The 18,531-nt window shown below is 44.0% G+C and carries 14 protein-coding genes; 9 read left to right on the forward strand and 5 right to left on the reverse strand.

All coding sequences use genetic code 11. The annotated features are described in order from the left end of the window. Nucleotides 1–107 precede the first annotated feature (107 nt). Nucleotides 108–1,661 carry a bifunctional response regulator/alkaline phosphatase family protein gene (locus LJ658_RS08805; protein WP_230546115.1) on the reverse strand — a complete coding sequence of 518 codons (1,554 nt, stop codon included), beginning with the start codon at nucleotides 1,659–1,661 and terminating at the stop codon, nucleotides 108–110. A 196-nt stretch (nucleotides 1,662–1,857) separates the two neighbouring features. On the opposite strand from LJ658_RS08805, the gene LJ658_RS08810 reads away from it, so the two are divergent. The 8 genes from LJ658_RS08810 to efp all read left to right on the forward strand — a co-directional run bounded on the left by LJ658_RS08810 (nucleotide 1,858) and on the right by efp (nucleotide 10,470). Continuing rightward, entirely contained in the window at nucleotides 1,858–3,081 is a 1,224-nt protein-coding gene (locus LJ658_RS08810; protein ID WP_230546116.1) for an HD domain-containing protein, read from the forward strand. Between the two features lie 101 nt (nucleotides 3,082–3,182). After that, complete coding sequence (gene lpxD, locus LJ658_RS08815; RefSeq protein WP_230546117.1) at nucleotides 3,183–4,223, forward strand: UDP-3-O-(3-hydroxymyristoyl)glucosamine N-acyltransferase; 1,041 nt, start codon at nucleotides 3,183–3,185, stop codon at nucleotides 4,221–4,223. 76 nt (nucleotides 4,224–4,299) lie between these two features. Then, entirely contained in the window at nucleotides 4,300–5,712 is a 1,413-nt protein-coding gene (locus LJ658_RS08820) for a bifunctional UDP-3-O-[3-hydroxymyristoyl] N-acetylglucosamine deacetylase/3-hydroxyacyl-ACP dehydratase (RefSeq protein WP_230546118.1), read from the forward strand. Then, nucleotides 5,709–6,494 carry an acyl-ACP--UDP-N-acetylglucosamine O-acyltransferase gene (gene lpxA / locus LJ658_RS08825; RefSeq protein ID WP_230546119.1) on the forward strand — a complete coding sequence of 262 codons (786 nt, stop codon included), beginning with the start codon at nucleotides 5,709–5,711 and terminating at the stop codon, nucleotides 6,492–6,494. The genes LJ658_RS08820 and lpxA overlap by 4 nt, the downstream gene beginning before the upstream one ends. Before the next feature lie 75 nt (nucleotides 6,495–6,569). Then, nucleotides 6,570–7,205, forward strand: a complete 636-nt coding sequence (locus LJ658_RS08830) for an ABC transporter ATP-binding protein (protein WP_230546120.1) — start codon at nucleotides 6,570–6,572, stop codon at nucleotides 7,203–7,205. Further along, nucleotides 7,202–8,332, forward strand: a complete 1,131-nt coding sequence (locus LJ658_RS08835) for a glycosyltransferase family 2 protein (RefSeq protein ID WP_230546121.1) — start codon at nucleotides 7,202–7,204, stop codon at nucleotides 8,330–8,332. Before LJ658_RS08830 ends, LJ658_RS08835 begins: the two co-directional genes overlap by 4 nt. Before the next feature lie 385 nt (nucleotides 8,333–8,717). Continuing rightward, nucleotides 8,718–9,761, forward strand: a complete 1,044-nt coding sequence (locus LJ658_RS08840; RefSeq protein WP_230546122.1) for an NAD(P)-dependent alcohol dehydrogenase — start codon at nucleotides 8,718–8,720, stop codon at nucleotides 9,759–9,761. Nucleotides 9,762–9,906: 145 nt separating this feature from the next. Next, nucleotides 9,907–10,470, forward strand: coding sequence for an elongation factor P (gene efp, locus LJ658_RS08845; RefSeq protein ID WP_230546123.1), 564 nt, complete (start codon nucleotides 9,907–9,909; stop codon nucleotides 10,468–10,470). Nucleotides 10,471–10,509: 39 nt separating this feature from the next. Here efp and LJ658_RS08850 read toward each other — a convergent pair whose 3' ends face one another. The 4 genes from LJ658_RS08850 to LJ658_RS08865 form a co-directional block, all read right to left on the reverse strand. After that, nucleotides 10,510–11,019 carry a phosphoribosyltransferase family protein gene (locus LJ658_RS08850; RefSeq protein ID WP_230546124.1) on the reverse strand — a complete coding sequence of 170 codons (510 nt, stop codon included), beginning with the start codon at nucleotides 11,017–11,019 and terminating at the stop codon, nucleotides 10,510–10,512. A gap of 48 nt (nucleotides 11,020–11,067) precedes the next feature. Beyond that, the gene (locus tag LJ658_RS08855) at nucleotides 11,068–11,463 is read right to left on the reverse strand and encodes a hypothetical protein (protein ID WP_230546125.1); all 396 of its coding nucleotides are present in this window, start codon (nucleotides 11,461–11,463) and stop codon (nucleotides 11,068–11,070) included. A 93-nt stretch (nucleotides 11,464–11,556) separates the two neighbouring features. Next, nucleotides 11,557–12,963 (reverse strand): 23S rRNA (uracil(1939)-C(5))-methyltransferase RlmD, encoded by a 1,407-nt coding sequence (gene rlmD, locus LJ658_RS08860; RefSeq protein ID WP_230546126.1) that lies wholly within the window; start codon nucleotides 12,961–12,963, stop codon nucleotides 11,557–11,559. 156 nt (nucleotides 12,964–13,119) lie between these two features. Further along, nucleotides 13,120–15,327: a putative Ig domain-containing protein gene (locus LJ658_RS08865; RefSeq protein ID WP_230546127.1), complete on the reverse strand. Its 2,208-nt coding sequence runs from the start codon at nucleotides 15,325–15,327 to the stop codon at nucleotides 13,120–13,122. A 385-nt stretch (nucleotides 15,328–15,712) separates the two neighbouring features. Here LJ658_RS08865 and LJ658_RS08870 point away from each other — a divergent pair, with 385 nt between their 5' ends. Beyond that, nucleotides 15,713–18,526, forward strand: a complete 2,814-nt coding sequence (locus LJ658_RS08870) for a TonB-dependent receptor (RefSeq protein WP_230546128.1) — start codon at nucleotides 15,713–15,715, stop codon at nucleotides 18,524–18,526. Nucleotides 18,527–18,531 lie beyond the last annotated feature (5 nt).

An 18,531-nucleotide genomic window follows, 5' to 3' on the forward strand; every position in this document is an offset into this window, starting at 1 on the left:
CCGGCCATTACAAAAAATTACCACATTAAAAGCGTGAAATTCCGCTTTTAATGTGGTAATGATTAAATCTGATTTTTTATCCCCGGGGCAGGCAAACCCGCCGCTAATTACTTAGGCCCGTAGGTTACTATCGGGATGATCATTTCTTCTAACGAGATGCCGCCATGCTGGAAGGTCTCATTATAAAAATTAACAAAGTGATTATAATTGTTAGGGTAAACAAAGTAAGTATCCTCCTTGGCAAATACAAAGCTTGAGCTTACGTGCAAGCGCGGTAACATAGCATCGTGCGGGTTGCGGATATGGAATACATCCTTAGGGTTAAAGTTAAGGTTGCGGCCCTGTTTGTAACGCAAATTGGTGTTGGTATTACGGTCGCCTATAATTTTGCTTGGCTTTTTAACTCTGATGGTACCATGGTCGGTAGTAATAACTACGCGCACTTGTTTTTGCGCTAAAAATTTAAGCAGATCAAACAACGGCGAATGCTCAAACCATGACAGCGTTAATGAACGGTAAGCGGCGTCGTCGCTTGCCAGCTCGCGGATCATCTGCATATCTGTACGTGCGTGCGACAGCATATCCACAAAGTTATATACCACTACGTTCAGGTCATTTTTCAGCAGGTTGCTTACCGAATCGTTCAGCGCGCGGCCCTCGTCAATATTTAAAATTTTATGGTACGAATGTTTAATATCCTTACGATAAACACGGCTTATCTGATCGGCAATGAAATCCGACTCATACAAATTCTTGCCGCCCTCGTCTTCATCATTCTGCCACATTTGGGGGTAGCGCTTTTCCATTTCCAACGGCATCAGGCCCGAGAAGATGGAATTACGCGCGTATTGCGTAGCTGTAGGTAAAATACTGTAGTAGGTATCTTCTTCTTCCAGCTTAAAATATTGCGATATAATGGGGTTAATGATCTTAAACTGATCATACCTTAAATTATCGATCAAGATAAAAAATACCGGTAAGTTACCCTCCAACTTAGGAAACACCTTCTTTTTAAATAACTGAGGTGAGCTGGTTGGCGCGGTGTCCGGGTTCTTGATCCAGTCCAGGTAATTCCTTTCAACAAATTTGCAGAACTGGGTATTTGCTTCGGCTTTTTGCAGGGTCAAAATTTCATGCATACCGGCATCTTCCAGCTGCCCCAATTCCAGTTCCCAGTAGATCAGTTTTTTGTAAACATCAACCCATTCCTGGTGGCTCAGGTTGTCATTAAGCGTAATGCCCAGCGTCCTGAAATCCTGCTGATAGGCCATGGTGGTTTTCTCGGTCACCAGGCGTTTGTTCTCGGTTAACTTTTTTATCGTAAGCAGTATCTGTTTGGGGTGTACCGGTTTTATCAGGTAATCGCCAATTTTTGAGCCGATGGCATCCTCCATTAAATATTCCTCTTCGTTCTTGGTTATCATCACGATAGGAACATCATTGTTGATGTTTTTGATCTGTGCCAGCGTTTCAATACCGGTTAGCCCCGGCATATTTTCGTCAAGGAAAACCAGGTCAAAATAGTTATTTTTGAAGGCCTCAACCGCGTCATTTCCGTTGGTTACGGTAGTCACCTTGTAGCCTTTTTCGTTTAAGAAAAGTATATGTGGTTTTAACAGGTCAATCTCGTCGTCAGCCCATAATATTGTAGTATCCTGCATAGTATATTTTATAATATCGGTAAATAAATGTCGTTCAGTAGTTCAGGCCGTTAAGCCCAATTTTTGCTAAACATAGGGATATAACTCTAAAGCATGTTATTTGTTACGTATTGTGGCATAGTATTAACAAAAATTAACAAATATAAAGTAAAATGTTTACCATAATTTAACATTTTTGCAGCGCATAAACTACACATTGAATAAAAAGAAAATAATAAACGACCCGGTTTACGGATTTATAAGCATCCCGTCTGAATTGGTGTTCGACCTGATCGAGCATCCTTACTTTCAGCGATTAAGATATATTAAACAATTGGGCATGACCCACCTGGTTTATCCGGGCGCGTTGCATACCCGTTTTCACCATGCACTGGGTGCCATGCACCTGATGAAGATGGCGGTTGAAACCCTGCGTAGCAAGGGCCATGAAATTACCACTGCCGAAGAAGAAGCCGTAACCATAGCTATTTTATTACATGATATCGGGCATGGGCCGTTCTCGCACGCGTTGGAACATACCATTGTTCAGGGCGTATCGCACGAGGATATTTCTATCCTGCTGATGGATAAACTGAATGAGCAGTTTAACGGGAAACTAACAACCGCGATCAGCATTTTTAGCGGTACTTACGCTAAAAAGTTTTTACATGAGCTGGTATCAAGCCAACTGGATATGGACAGGCTGGATTACCTGAATCGCGACAGTTTTTTTACAGGCGTATCAGAAGGGGTGATCAGCTCAGACCGGATCATTAAAATGCTTACCGTGAGGGACGATCATATCGTAATTGAAGAAAAAGGAATTTACTCGGTCGAGAAATTTATTATAGCCCGCCGGTTAATGTACTGGCAGGTATACCTGCATAAAACCGTTATCGCAGCCGAGCAAATGCTGGTTAAGATACTGGAGCGCAGCCGCGAACTGGTTTTAAAAGGCGAAAAGCTTTTTGCCACCCCCGCACTTAATCATTTTTTAACCAACACGCTTACACGCGAAGCATTTATTAAGGATGGCCATTTAGAGGTATTTACCCAACTGGATGATACCGATATCCTGTCGGCAGTTAAGATCTGGGCGTCGAGCGATGATTTTGTGCTGGCTAAACTATGTAATGATTTTGTGCACCGGAAACTGTTTCATGTGGATATTACCAATGATAAACCTGACAAAAACCTGGTTGCACAATTGGGTGAAAATGCCGTTGTTAAATATGGAATAGCCAAAACGGAGGTGCCGTATTTTGTTTTTACAGATTCCATAAAAAACAACGCCTACCGGGTGGGCGACGGCAATATAGGCGTGCTGATGAAAGACGGCAGCGTTATAGACCTGGCCACCGCCAGCGACTACTCTAACCTGGAGGCATTGGCTAAAACGGTAGAGAAATATATACTTTGTTATAGCAAAGATCTGGTTTAAAAATTACTGGTGTTGCGTTGTACGTTAACTCAACATTAAAAACACATATTACGTTCAACGTATAACGTACAACATAACCATTAAAAATTTAAATTTGCCCGATGCAATTTACCGCCCAGCAAATAGCTTTATTACTCAACGGAACAGTTGAAGGTGATCCGTTAGTAGCGGTTAATCAGTTGGCTAAAATTGAAGAAGCCGTTGCCGGCACGCTTTCGTTCCTGGCCAATCCAAAATATGAACAATATCTTTATACCACCAACGCATCCATAGTTATTGTAAACAATGACCTGCAGCTTACCGGCCCGGTAAAAGCTACGCTGATAAGAGTGGACAATGCTTACAGCGCTTTTACTTTATTGCTTGATCAATATCAAACCATCAAGCTTAATAAAAGCGGTATTGAGCAGCCTAACTTTGTACATCCGTCGGCAACAATCGGCAAGGATGTATATATAGGGGCGTTCGCTTATATCGGCCCGGATGTAAAAGTGGGCGATAACAGTAAAATATATCCCAATACTTATATCGGCGACAATGTTACCATCGGTAAAAATGTTACCCTGTTTGCCGGCGTTAAGGTTTATTTTGACTGTGTGTTGGGCGATAATGTCATCGTGCACTCGGGCGCCATTATTGGCAGCGACGGCTTCGGCTTTGCCCCGGCCGGCGATGGCACCTACAAAAAAATTGCCCAGATTGGCAATGTTATTTTAGAAGACGATGTGGAAGTAGGTTCAAATACTACTATCGACCGGGCAACCATGGGCTCGACCGTTATCCGCAAAGGCGTAAAACTGGATAACCTGATCCAGATCGCCCACAATGTAGAGATAGGCTCAAACACGGTTATAGCCGCACAAACCGGCATATCAGGCAGTACAAAAATCGGCGAGCAGGTAATATTGGGCGGGCAGGTAGGTGTGGTAGGGCATATCAGCATAGCCAGGGGGTCGCAGGTGCAGGCGCAATCGGGTATAGGCCGTACCATTGATGAAGAAAATAAAAAATGGGCCGGAACACCGGCTTTTGCGTATAGCAGCAATATGCGGTCGCAGGTGGTGATACAGCGGTTGCCCGAATTGGAAAAAAGAATACAAGAGTTAGAAAAAATAATCGCTGAATTGCGTAAGAGTAGTTAATTAGTAACTTGTCGTTAGTTATCGGACATAATTGCCAGGCTGATGACAGATATCTAATGACCAATGATCAACAAGAATGAACATAAAACAAAGAACTATTAAGGCGCCCGTTTCTGTTTCGGGCTCAGGCTTACATACCGGCGAAAAGGTTACCATGACCTTTAATCCCGCGCCGGAGAATCACGGCTACAAATTTAGAAGGATTGACATAGTTGGCATGCCGGTTATTGACGCCGACGTTGATAACGTTACAGATACATCACGCGGTACAACCATTTCACAAAACGGCGCAAGCGTTAGTACCATTGAGCACGTATTGGCGGCGCTGGTTGGCCTGGAAATTGATAACCTGCTGATAGATATGGATGGCCCCGAAACGCCGATAATGGATGGCAGCTCTATCCAGTTTGTGGAAGCTATCCGCAGTGCGGGTTTTGCCGAGCAGGAAGCCGACCGTGAGTATTACCATATCCCATATAACATCCATTATTCAGAGCCCGACCGTAAGGTAGAGATGGTGGCCATGCCTTTGGATGATGATTACCGCTTTACCTGTATGGTTGATTATAACTCGCAGGTATTGGGTAGCCAGCATGCCAGTATATCTTCAATTACCGAATTTGTTGACGATATAGCCTCATGCCGTACGTTTTGCTTTTTGCATGAGCTGGAAATGCTGTTAAAGCACGACCTGATAAAAGGCGGCGATTTAAACAACGCCATTGTAGTAGTTGATAAGGACGTTGACCAGGAAGAACTTGACCACCTGGCTAAGCTGTTTAACCGCAAAGATATCAGCGTAGCGCCGCAAGGCATATTAAACAATATTGAGCTGCGCCATCAAAACGAGCCTGCAAGACACAAATTGTTGGATATGATTGGTGACCTGGCCTTAGTAGGTGTACCGTTGCGCGGGCATATTATGGCTGCAAGGCCGGGCCACGCAGCAAACGTTGCGTTTGCCAAAAAAATAAAGACACTCATCAAAAAAGAGCGCAGCCGCAAACACTTTAAGATTTACGACCCCAACATGAAACCGGTATATGATACCGTGCAGATCATGGAGATATTGCCGCACCGCTACCCGATGTTAATGATCGATAAGATCCTTGAACTGACCAAGAGCCACGTGGTAGGGTTGAAAAATGTAACCATGAACGAGGGGATCTTTATGGGGCATTTCCCGGGTGCGCCATTGTTCCCGGGGGTATTGCAGATCGAGGCTATGGCGCAAACCGGTGGTATACTAGTGCTAAATACCGTTCCTGATCCGCAAAATTATATTACCTTGTTCCTTAAGATTGAGAACGCGCGTTTTAAGGATAAGGTGGTCCCGGGCGATACCGTGATATTCCACTGTAACTTAATTGCACCCATACGCCGTGGCATAGCCCAGATGAAAGGTATTGGTATGGTGGGCGAGCGCGTGGTAGTAGAGGCCGAACTGATGGCACAAATTGTTAAAAAAACAAAAACTGAAGAAGCATGATCCAACCCCTGGCATATATACACCCACAGGCAAAAATAGCCGACAACGTAGTTATTGAACCATTTGTTACCATTCATAAAGACGTTGAAGTAGGCGAGGGCACCTGGATAGGCTCAAACTCGGTAATCATGGATGGCGCGCGTATTGGTAAAAACTGCCGTATTTTTCCGGGTGCCGTAGTATCGGCGCCGCCGCAGGATTTAAAATACAAAGGCGAGCCAAGTACTGTTACCATTGGCGACAATACCGTTATCCGCGAATGCGTAACCCTGAACCGCGGTACCGCTTTAGATAAAAACACCACCACCATAGGCAGCAATTGCCTGCTGATGGCCTATGTACACGTTGCCCATGATTGTGTTATTGGCGATAATGTGATCGTTGCAAACTCGGTGCAGCTGGCGGGGCATATTAATGTTTATGATTTTGCCTTTATCGGCGGTGGCTCATTGGTGCACCAGTTTGTTGAAATTGGCGCGCATAGCATGATCTCAGGCGGGTCACTGGTGCGTAAGGATGTGCCGCCCTATACCAAAGCAGGGCGCGAACCATTGTCTTATATCGGTATCAACTCGGTAGGCCTGCGTCGCCGCGGCTTTTCGGCCGAAACGATCAACGAGATCCAGGAGATCTACCGGATCATCTTCCTGAAAAAATATAACATGACCAAGGCACTGGATATTATCGAGGCCGAATTTAACCCAACCGTTGAGCGCGACGAGATCATCAACTTCGTACAAAACTCGCAGCGTGGTATCATGAAGGGATTTGGGAGTAGTTAGTCATTGGCCACTGGTCATTAGTCATTAGTATGACGGACCGGTAATCCAAAGGTTATCACAAATGACGAATGACGAATGACAAATGACCAATTCTCCATCAAGCTAAGTCAAATCGGCCGCCGCTTTAACCGAGACTGGATTTTCCGGGGGATAGATCATACATTTATAAGCGGCGAAAGTTATGCTATACTGGGATCAAATGGTTCGGGTAAATCAACCTTATTAGCCGTATTAAACGGCAGTCTTTCGCCATCTGCCGGTAGTATCAATTATTTTTTTGAGAATAAAGAGGTCGAGGTTGAACAAGTGTTTCAGCATCTCAGCCTGGCCGCGCCGTACCTGGAACTGATAGAAGAATTTTCGCTGGGGGAAATGATCGATTTTCACTTTAAGTTTAAAACCTATAAGCAGAGGATAGATAAAACTGTTATAATTGAACTGTTGAACCTGCCCGGCAGCCAAAACAAGCTGATCCGTTACTTTTCATCAGGGATGAAACAGCGCCTTAAGCTGGCGCTGGCTTTTTGTGCTGATACGCCCATATTGATGCTGGACGAACCCACCTCAAATTTAGACGCGCAGGGGGTAGACTGGTACTTAAATTTGGTACAACAGTTTGCGAAGGACAGGTTAACCATTATCTGCTCCAACCAGGAGCATGAATATAGTTTTTGCAAGCACCGGTTAAACATAACTGATTATAAACAATGATACTGCTTGTTTACAGCATTGCTGCCACTGTTATATGGATAGGGTTTATGACCTACCTGCTGATCGGCCTCCATCAAATCAAAAAATTAAAAGCCCAGCCAATTACTGCAGAACAGCCACCCTTAGCTATCATTATAGCAGTACGTAACGAAGAGGAAGATTTAGAGAAAGCTTTGCAAAGCGTTTGTAATATCAATTACCAGAACCATCGCATTATTGTAGTGAATGACAGGTCGACCGACCGCACTGCCGAAATATTAGCCGGGTTTGATCATCCCCGAATGAAGTTAATTACACTGGATGAATTACCGCATGGTTGGCTTGGTAAGAACAACGCTTTATACCAGGGCTATAAAAACAGCACCGAAGAATGGATGCTGTTTACTGATGCTGATATAGAGTTTCACCCTGATGCCATCAGCCGGGCGTTTGGCTACGTGGAAAAACACAACCTCGACCATTTAAGCGTATTGCCCGATGTAAGGTCAAGATCAGTTATTTTAAATAGTGTACTGGCAACCTTTAGCATGATGCTGATGATGTTGACGCGCCCCTGGGATGCCAAAAAACCGCGCCGCAGCGGATCATTAGGCGTTGGTGCCTTTAACCTGGTTAAACGCACTGCTTATGAACAGGCAGGCACTCATGTGAAAATAAAGCTGCGGCCTGATGATGATTTAAAACTGGGCCAGAATATTAAGCGCGCTGGCCTGCGGCAGGACGTATTAAGCGGCGGAGGTTATATCTGCTTAGAGTGGTACAAAAGTCTGCAGCAGTTTAGAAACGGGTTGTTAAAAAACTCTTTTTCAGTTGGTAATTATAATGCCTTCAGGACGGTTGCCGATGTTACGGCCACCTTATTAACCACTGCCCTGCCCATCCCCGTCATGCTTATTTTTGGCGATACGGCTATCCGCTTAATGGCTTGTTTGGTATTGGCCGCACAGGTTTTCTTTATGTCAGTCAATCCGCGAAATAAATGGTGGTACGCGCTGATGATACCTTACGCCGGGTTTTTAATGGCTTATATTCTTGCAAAATCGGCCTGTGTTACGTTAAAGCAGGGCGGGATTTATTGGCGGGAAAGCTTTTATTCGCTGGCGATGTTGAGGGGTGAGGAAGAATAAATAAATTACTTATAACTTATCGTTCCCTGAGGGTTCTTGAAAAACTCTGAAAAAAGCCCAAACTTATACGGCTTTTCATAAATTCCAGGTGTTTCACTTAAAGTGTTTCACTCTAAATCGTAAAACATCCAAAAAATCAGTTAGAACGGTTATTTACAATCGGTTAACAACATCGCCTGAAGTATTTGTACTGTTGCAAAGTGTTTCACCCGACTTTATTAATTAGCTTATTTACAGGATAGTAGTAGAAAAAGTGTTGCAAAGTGTTTCACTTTTTTGTGAAACAGTACACTTAACGCGCCAGCCTGATTATGGCATAATTAGGACAATGGGCGAAAAACAAAATCCCATCCGCTTCCTTGTCTACCTATAAACAAAACTACTTATGATACCAGTAAAAGGATACGCGGCGCAAACGCCGGAAACAGATCTTGCCCCGTGGGATTTTGAAAGACGCGAAGTTGGGCCGCATGATGTACAGTTTGATATTTTATTTTGCGGCGTTTGCCACTCTGATCTGCACCAGATCAAAAACGATTGGTTTGAAGGGATCTTCCCGATGGTGCCCGGTCACGAAATTGTTGGCCGTATAGTTAAGGTTGGCGACCATGTAACGAAATTTCAGGTTGGCCAGCTGGCAGGTACCGGCTGTATGGTCGACTCGTGCCGTGTGTGCGAAAACTGTAAAGAAGGCCTGGAGCAATACTGTATCCCGGGCAGCTCGCAAACCTATAATGGTTTGGAGCAGGACAAAAAAACACCTACCTACGGTGGCTACTCGAACAGCATTGTAGTTAACGAAGATTTTGTATTGCATATATCTGAAGACCTTGACCTGGCTGCTACCGCGCCGTTATTGTGCGCAGGTATAACCACCTATTCGCCACTACGCCACTGGAAGGTTGGGAAAGCCCACAAACTGGCTGTTTTAGGTTTAGGCGGATTGGGCCACATGGGCGTTAAATTTGGTGTTGCGCTTGGTGCCGAGGTAACGGTATTAAGTACCTCGCCTAAAAAAGAAGCGGATGCTAAAGCCTTAGGCGCCCATCATTTTTTGGTAACCACAGATGAAGAGCAAGTTAAAGCCGCTGCTAATACGTTTGATTTTATATTAGACACCGTGGCAGCCCCACACGATTTTAATATGTATCTTAATTTATTAAAAATTAATGGTGTGCATATTTGTGTTGGCGTACCACCGGAGCCGGCCAGTATAGCGGCATTTAGCTTAATAGGTGGCCGCAGAAGTTTGGCTGGTTCATCTATAGGCGGCATAGCCGAAACGCAGGAGATGCTGGATTTCTGCGCCGAGCACAAGATCGTTTCAGATATTGAAATGATTGATATCAAAGATATTCAAACTGCTTATGACCGTATGGTTAAAGGCGATGTGCGTTACCGCTTTGTAATAGATATGGCCACGCTGTAAGGCAAAAGGTTAAAGCAACAAAGGCGAAAGGCGAAAGGCAAAAAAACCTTTTTACCTTTCGCCTTTTACCTCAATAAAAGCCTTTCACCTCAAACTTGCAACTTTCCCTGTAAGTCCCTAAGTTTGCGCCTTCAATAATATTACTATGTCTAAAGCATCTGAAGTAAAAAATGGTAACATTCTTCGCTTTAATGGCGAGCTGTTACAGGTAGAAGAGTTTTTACACCGTACACCGGGTAACCTGCGCGCGTTTTACCAGGCCCGCATGCGTAATGTAAAAAGTGGCAAACTGGTCGAATATCGTTTCCGTACAGACGAGGACGTTACGATTGCCCGGGTTGAAACCAACAATTACCAATATTTATATGATGACGGCACTGGTTTGGTGATCATGGATAACGACACTTACGATCAGCATACCGTACCCAAAGCCTTATTTGGCCCGGCCGTAAAGTTTTTAAAAGAGGGCATGAATGTTATTGTAGCTTTTGAAAGCGAAGAACCGATAATGGCCAATATCCCTGCATCAGCCGAATTAGAAATAACTTATACCGAGCCCGCCGTAAAAGGCGATACTTCAACCGGTGCGCTGAAAAAAGCTACCGTTGAAACAGGGGCAGAAATCAACGTTCCGCTATTCATCAATATCGGCGATAAAGTTAAAGTAGATACGGTTAACGGCACTTACGTAGAGCGGGTTAAATCATAGCCGTTCCACAAGTATTATAAGTTGAGTAGAGGTTGGTTGCTATCTCAGATAAACTGCATCTTCTTCACCGCTCTCGCTCAGTACCACGTCAATATGTTCTTTAATGATGGTAGACAGTGCTATGCCCGAGTAATCGGTACTGACAGGGAAATTTTTGTGGTTCCGGTCAACCAATACAACGGTACGCAGTTTTTTCAACGGTACATTCATAAATACGCCGAAGCCGTAAGCAAGGGATTTGCCGCTGTTCAGTACATCATCCACTAAAATAACCACCTTGCCGTTACATATTTGCAGGTCAAAATCCAGCCGGGCATGCAGGCTTGAGCTAAAGCGGTCAAGGTCAATAGTAAGCAGCGTGCTTTTAAATGGCGCAATTTTATCCAGTACTTTTTTTAAGCGTGCCGCTAAAAACCCGCCGCGCGGCAGCATGCCGGCAATTACTATCTCCGTTTCGTCAAAGTTATCTTCCAGGATCTGGTAAGCAATACGGTCAATTTTTTGCTGTATTTGCTGTTTATTTAAGATGAGTAATTTTTTGCCTTCCATTTTGTTGCTACTTACGCTAAAGTAAATAAATTAATTAAATGACAAGGGTCATTCGTAGGGTACAAACACAAAATTTGCCCCTTCGGGCACCACTACAAACACGCACATAAAATCTTTTGGATTTTTGTAGTTGGTTATAAAACGATCTTTCAGCTCGGGTTTTACAACACCTGCCTCTAAAAATTCCTCCAGGGTTGAAGCGTGGATGCTCCATTCGGTATTTAATTCAAAGCGGTCCAATATCAGCTCGCCCAGTTTTAGTTCATGCTGATGAGCGATAAAGATAGGGTACCTTGACAGTCCCTCTACCATAATCTCCACCGCAACTTCGCGTATGGATTCACTAAACATTTTCAGATCGCGCTGTAAACTTACCAGCGGACTATCAGCCGCCGGCTTTTGCGCCCCACCACGATTTTCATTAAGCAATTCTTCCGGTTCCATAAGGCTACCTCTAAAATCTCCCCGGCAGGGAAGACATTTTGTTTTTATTTTAAACTTCTTTTTCAAAATTCTCCCGATAGGGAGGATTAACCGCTAATCTCTCAAAACCAACAGCACCACATTCTCTACGTGCTGTGTATGGGGGAACATATCCACCGGTTGTATCTTTACCGTATCATATTTTTCTTTCAGCACCAGCAGGTCGCGGGCCTGGGTGGCAGCGTTGCAGCTTACGTAAACTATTTTTTTAGCTTCAATTTCTATTAACCGGGCAACCACATCCGGGTGCATGCCGGCGCGCGGCGGGTCGGATATGATCACATCGGGCTTGCCGTGTTCGGCAACAAATTCTGCCGACAGGACATCTTTCATATCGCCGGCGTAAAATTTGGTATTGGTGATGTTATTGATGGCACTATTTATTTTGGCATCCTCAATAGCGCTGGGCACGTATTCTACGCCTACTACTTCTTTAACGTGGCCCGCCACAAAGTTAGCAATGGTGCCTGCGCCGGTATACAAGTCATAAACCAGTTCGTCGCCTTTAAACCCGGCAAAGTCGCGGGTTATTTCATACAGGCGCAGGGCCTGTATACTGTTGGTTTGGTAAAATGATTTTGGACCGATGCGGAACCTGATGCCCAGCATTTCTTCATGGATATATTGCGGGCCCTTCCAGGCCGTAACATCCTGGTCAAAAATGGTATCGTTCTTTTTTTCGTTAAGGATATAAAGCAAAGATGTTATCTCCGGGAACTCCGTTTCAACAAAGCTCATCAGCTTGTTTACTGTTTCCTCATCCGCATAAGCGAAAACAACGATCACCATAAGCTCGCCTGTGGACGAGGTGCGGATAATAAGGTTACGTAAATTACCTTCGTGGTTACGCAGGTCATAATAGGTATAGCCGTTTTGTTTCGCAAATTCATCAATACGGTTACGGATATCATTACTTGGGTCGGCCTGTAAGTAGCAATGCTGTACATCCAGGATCTTATCAAAACGGCCGGGGATGTGGAAACCCAGCGCGTTCATGTTAAGCGCGGTATCTTCCCGGTTCTCCCCATCATACAGCCAGCGTTTGTTGCTGAAAGTAAATTCTAATTTATTGCGATAATACCTGTCGGCCGGTGACGGTATGATAGGCATCATTCCGCCTGTATCGATCTTAGCCAGCCGGCTCAGGGCATCAGCTACTGATTTTTGTTTGAATTGCAGTTGGGCCTCATAGGTCATATGCTGCCATTTGCAGCCGCCGCAGGTACCAAAGTGCTGGCAAAAAGGTTCGACCCTGTATTCGCTGGCTTGTTTAAGGCCGATGATCTTAGCCTCGCCAAAGTTTTTCTTACTGCGGTAAACCTGTACGTCAACCACATCGCCGGGCACAGCTTTTTCAACAAACAACACAAAATCGTCTGCCTTGCCTACGCCTTTGCCTTCTTCGGCAATATCAATAATGGTAACGTCCTCAAAAACCTGGTTCTTTGCTCCTCTGCTCATTGCGCGCAAAGGTAAGCGTATTTTTTAATGTGCGAAAGGAATGTGAGGAGTATTGAATAGCTGGTATCAAGTACCAAGTAGCTGGTATCAAGCAGGAAGTATCAGGTAGCAAGACAAAATGCGGCTACCTGATACTAATTACCCTGATTCCAGGCATTACTTTTCAACCCTGATCAACAGCACTCCGTGCGGCGCAATACTGCCGCCTACTGCTGCTATGTTTTGCTGGCGCCAAACATCTCTGAATTTGGTATAGCCTTTTAAAGCGGCGTTTGTTTTGCTTAAAGAAATGGTTTGATATTTATCAGCTGTGTTAAATAAACCAATTGCTTTGCCGCCGTCTTTTAATTCTTTAACCCAAACCTGGTACCCATCTTTTTTGATATATTGTCTGGCACTTTTGCCCAGCGCGTCCTGATCGATAGCTATTACTTCATCATTAGTAAGCAGGCTTAAGGTAAACCTGTCCAGGTGGCCCATATCGCAACCAATTAATAATGGTGATGATAGCAAGCTCCATAAACTAATGTGGGTGTATTGCTCATCAAAAGTGAGGCGGGTATTATGCAGGCTTGGGCCCCAGCCCACTTTACCCACTACCAGCATATCGGGGTCATTAAAGTGCCCCGGGCCGGCCAGTGGCGCAGCCTTATCCTGGCTAAAGCCAATGCCTGACATACTGTTCCAGGTGTCGGTAATATCACCGGTGGTGCGCCAGCTGTTACCGCCAACTTCTGCACCCCAGTTCCACACGTCGCCCATACCATACTGGCAAAAACTAAACAGGATATCGCGGCTGGCTTTGTTTAAAGAGCTGCGCATTACCTGGTAGGGTTTTTTCATTTCGTCAAGGTTAGGGTGATGCGGTGCAATTTCGCCGTATGAACACCAGTCGTATTTTAAATAATCAATACCCCATTCGCCATAAGTTAAGGCATCGTCATCTTCGTGTTGCCAGCTACCCAAATAGCCGCCGCAAGTGCGTGGGCCGGGCGATGAATAAATACCCATCCGTAAGCCTAAACCATGTACAAAATCTGTTAGCCCCTTCATGTCCGGGAATTTACTGTTGGCGACAATCTTGCCGTCGTCGGTACGCTTTTCGGCCTCCCAGCCATCATCAATATTAATGTACGACCAACCGTGGGCGCTTAAACGCTGGGCCATTTCGCGGGCAGAGGTGCGCACTTTTTCGTCATTTACACTCAGTCCCCAGGCATTCCAGCTGTTCCAGCCCAATGCGGGGGTAAGGCCGATATTATCGCCGATAGCCAAGGTGAATTTCTTGGTAGCGCTACCTTTCCTGTTGGTTACTGTAAGCACCAGCGGGTATGATCCCTCTTTATCTACTACGCCCGTAATGATACCGGTTGCCGGGTTAAGTTTTAATCCCGAAGGTAAACCTTTAGCTCTATAAGTTAACGGCTTAAGCCCGGTAGCCGGGATCAGATATAATACCGGGTGGCCCGGGCGAACGCCGAATACATCGGCGCCGTTTATTTTTGGCGTTTTGGCCAGGGCAGGCGTAAGGATATACGGCGTAGTTTCAGTTTCTGATAGTTCTACGCCCGATCTTCTGTCTTTAAAAGTGTAGGTAATTAAATAGGATCTCTTTTTAGCTGCCGAGAATGTGAACCACCACGAAAATGGCGTGCCCGCGGTAAAGTGTGCGGTATCTGTCTTTTTGCTTAAAATAACGGCGCCGGTTTCGGGATCGGTAACGGTGAAAGACAGGGTGCCTTTATAAGCGTACCTGTTAGCCGTAACTATTTTTATGGATTTGCCAAGGCTGTTTTTATCGCCATAGCTAAAGTCGCTGTTGGTATCAAAATGTACCCCCTCCATAATGTCGGCCATGTGGACGTTAAAATTTGAACCGTACATACCGCCGTCGCCGCCGGTATCATAAACACGTATCGCCAGTACGTTTTCTCTATCCCATAAAATAGCCGGATTGTTTGCCGCTATTTTATAGCTGCGCGGGCCATAATGACTGCTTTTAATATCGCCGCCGCGGCCGCCATATTTGCCGATAAGCGTTCCGTTAAGGTATACCTCGTCATTATCGTCAATACTGCCGAGGCTAATTAACAGGCTGTCTTTTAAATAAGCTTTTTCTTTTATTGATGATGGGATTACAACATGAAGGCGGTACCAGCCAAAACCATCATAAGACGGGTGCCCCTGCAGTTCCCAGGATTTGCTTACATCGGCATTTTGCCATCCTTTATCATCAAAGCCCGGCGATGACCATTCGGGGCTATCGCCTATGGCCAGTTTCCAGCCTTTTTTTAACGAAACATTTTGTGCACCGGCTTTAAAAAACAGCCCAAGCAACAGTAAAAGAATTAAATTTTTCTTCATCAGGTTTGTTATTTTATTAAGTTTAATACAGTTGGTTAATGAGCCGGGTTAAAGCAAACCGGCTATAGGCAATAAATGTAACTATAAAATTTAAAAACCGCCAGTGGGCGGGCTTTGTAAATTAGTTAACAGCTGCTTTTAATGTTATGTATAATATTTGTAGGTCAGGCTTATAAATATCCCGGAACGCGTACAGCAAAAAGCCACCGGCTGTTATCTAAGCGTTATTTAAGTAAAAAAAATGTTAACACATTTTGGCTAAACAGGCCAAATACGGCAGCCATATTAACACATTGTTAAGATTGCGTTATTCTTATATAGTTATCCTTAAAACTCAGTTTTTCTACAGAATTCAAGAGGCTATTTGTCCGAAATTTAGCCTCATATGAAACACAATTATCTATTATTAAAACTGCTTTCACTTTTTTTATGTTGTTTATTTTGGTCGTTTTCTACTTTCGCCCAAACTATCAGAGGAAAGGTTTTCGACTCCAAAACAGGTGAACCCCTGGTAGGCGCGACCGTTAAAATTGAACGCGGAAGCTTTAAACAGGCTACGTCTGCAAAGTTAGACGGATCTTATTCCTTTAAAAACCTGCAACCCGGCACCTATAAAATCGACGCCAAATTTATTGGTTATAATGAGTCAAAAGATGATGTAGTAAATATAAACGAGGGAGCCACAGTTACACAGAATATATTGCTGCAGGACGCCAATACCCAGGTAAATGAAGTAGTTATTGCCGGATCGGCAAATAAAGCTACAGACCGCTCTGCCCGCACGCTGGAAAGGAATGCTAACTCTGTAATAAACATTCTATCGCAAAACACGATACAGCTTTTACCCGATGTTACTGTGGGTAACGCCATACAGCGGGTAAGCGGTGTAAGCATACAGCGTACCAGCACGGGCGAAGGCCGGTATGCCATTATCCGCGGGATGGACCAACGCTATAACAATACCCTGGTAAATGGTATTAAAATACCAAGCCCTGATGACAGGTACCGTTTTGTACCGATGGATATTTTTCCCTCAGAAATGTTGGAAAGGCTGGAAGTTGTAAAAGCGTTAACGCCCAATATGGAAGGCGACGCGATTGGCGGTTCAATGAACCTGGTAATGAAAAGCGCGCCGGACAGATTTATATTTGATGCTAATTTATCAGGCGGGTTTTCTACGCTTTTTTCATCTTCACGACCATTTACCTCGTTTAGCTCGTCAGGTATAAATAAAAACTCGCCGGCTCAAATTAATGGCAATGATTATGCTGCGACTTTTAAGGATTTTAACAGTTCGGCAATAACCAGCAATAAGCAATTGTCAAACCCCGTTAGCTCAACAGCCGGCTTTACCATTGGCGACCGGTTTTTAGATAAAAAGCTAGGGGTTATTTTATCAGCCAGTTATCAGAATATTTATCGCGGCTCAAACTCAAAAGAGCTTACGCCAAATGCCGCACCTACTATTGTGCCTGCACCAAATTCGCCGCAGTTTTCTGATTCTTATGATCGTACGTATTCTACCCAAACCCAGCGGGTAGGTTTACACACTAAAATAGATTATATATTTGATAAGAATAACAAAATATCATTATACAACCTGTATTTGCACACCAACGAGTACCAGTCAAGACAAACATCAGACACATTGGGACTGGGTTTAAACTCAACCGGTTTAAGCAAACAGATCACCATATCAAACCGGAGCACTTTTACCCAGCAAACTGTTTATAATGCAACCTTACAGGGTAATCACCGCCTTGCCGATAAGTTGGATTTTGATTGGGATGGCGTTTACTCCATCGCTAAAAGGAACCAGCCGGACAGAACAGATTTTTCTTATGATGCCAATAACGCTGTTAATAGTGCAGGTGAGGTTACTGCCAGTGTAAAAAACAATATGGCACTAAGCCATCATTGGGAAAACAACACGGATAAAGATATTGCCGGCTATGGCAATTTAAAATATTCGCCCAAAATTGGCAATACTGATGTTGAATTTGCCCTGGGTGGTTTATACCGGCACAAAACACGTGACGCTTACTATGCTACTTATGATCTAACCGGCGGTAAGGCCACTTTATATAATAATAACTTTGACGCTGTTCCATTTTATTTTAACCTGCCATCAGACGGGATTGGAAATAACAATAAAGATAAATCTAACAACTACGCATTTAAGGAAGATATTAATGCCGAGTATGTACAGGCAAAATTTAAATTGTTTGATAGGTTACAAGTATTGGGTGGTGTAAGGATTGAAAACACCTTACAATCTTACAATACCGAGCAGCCTTTAACTTACAGCCAAAAAAACGGAACTATCAGCTATACGGATGTTTTGCCAAGCCTGCACTTAAATTATTCTTTATCTGATCTGCAAAATCTTCGCTTATCTTATTATGCCGCTATAAGCAGGCCTGGTTTTGGAGAAATCGTTCCCTATAACATCGATGGCGAGTATTATAAGCAAATCGGAAACCCAAACCTGAAACATTCAACATCTAACAATTATGACCTGCGTTACGAACTATTCCCCGGCGGTGCAGACCAGCTGTTATTAGGTTCATTCTATAAGAACATACAGGATCCTATAGAATATTTTGTAGTGACCAACGGTGGTCCAAGCGCATTATTTGTGCAGCCCGGAAATGCTCAGGGTGGTGCAACCAATTATGGTTTTGAGGCCTTAGTTACCAAGTATTTTGGTGTGTTTGGTGTATCCGCTAATTATACTTATACCCATTCAAGCATCACAACTGATAAATTATTAAAGATTGACAACTCGCCGATAGTTGTTCAGCAAACACGTTCATTGCAGGGTCAGGCAGCCAGTGTGGCCAACGCATCATTCTTATTTAAGAGCCAAAAGCTGGGTCTTGACATGCAACTGGCCTACGTTTATACCGGCGAAAGGATTGCACAGGTATCAACTTATTATAATCTTGATTTTTATTATCATCCATTTAGCCAGCTTGATTTTTCTTTTGAAAAGAAAATTGTTAACAGGCTATCCTTTTACGGGAAAGTTAACAACCTTACCAATACAGCCAATAAAATCTACCTAAAATATCCGCACGCTGATATTGACAGCAAACAACAGGAGTTTTTAGGTAAACAGGATATTTCAGGTCAAACATTAGTTCAGAGTGATTACTATAAGGTTTCGTTCCTGGGTGGTTTCAGATATAAATTTTAATTATC

It is taken from the genome of Mucilaginibacter sp. UR6-11 (assembly GCF_020880695.1).
GTDB lineage: Bacteria > Bacteroidota > Bacteroidia > Sphingobacteriales > Sphingobacteriaceae > Mucilaginibacter.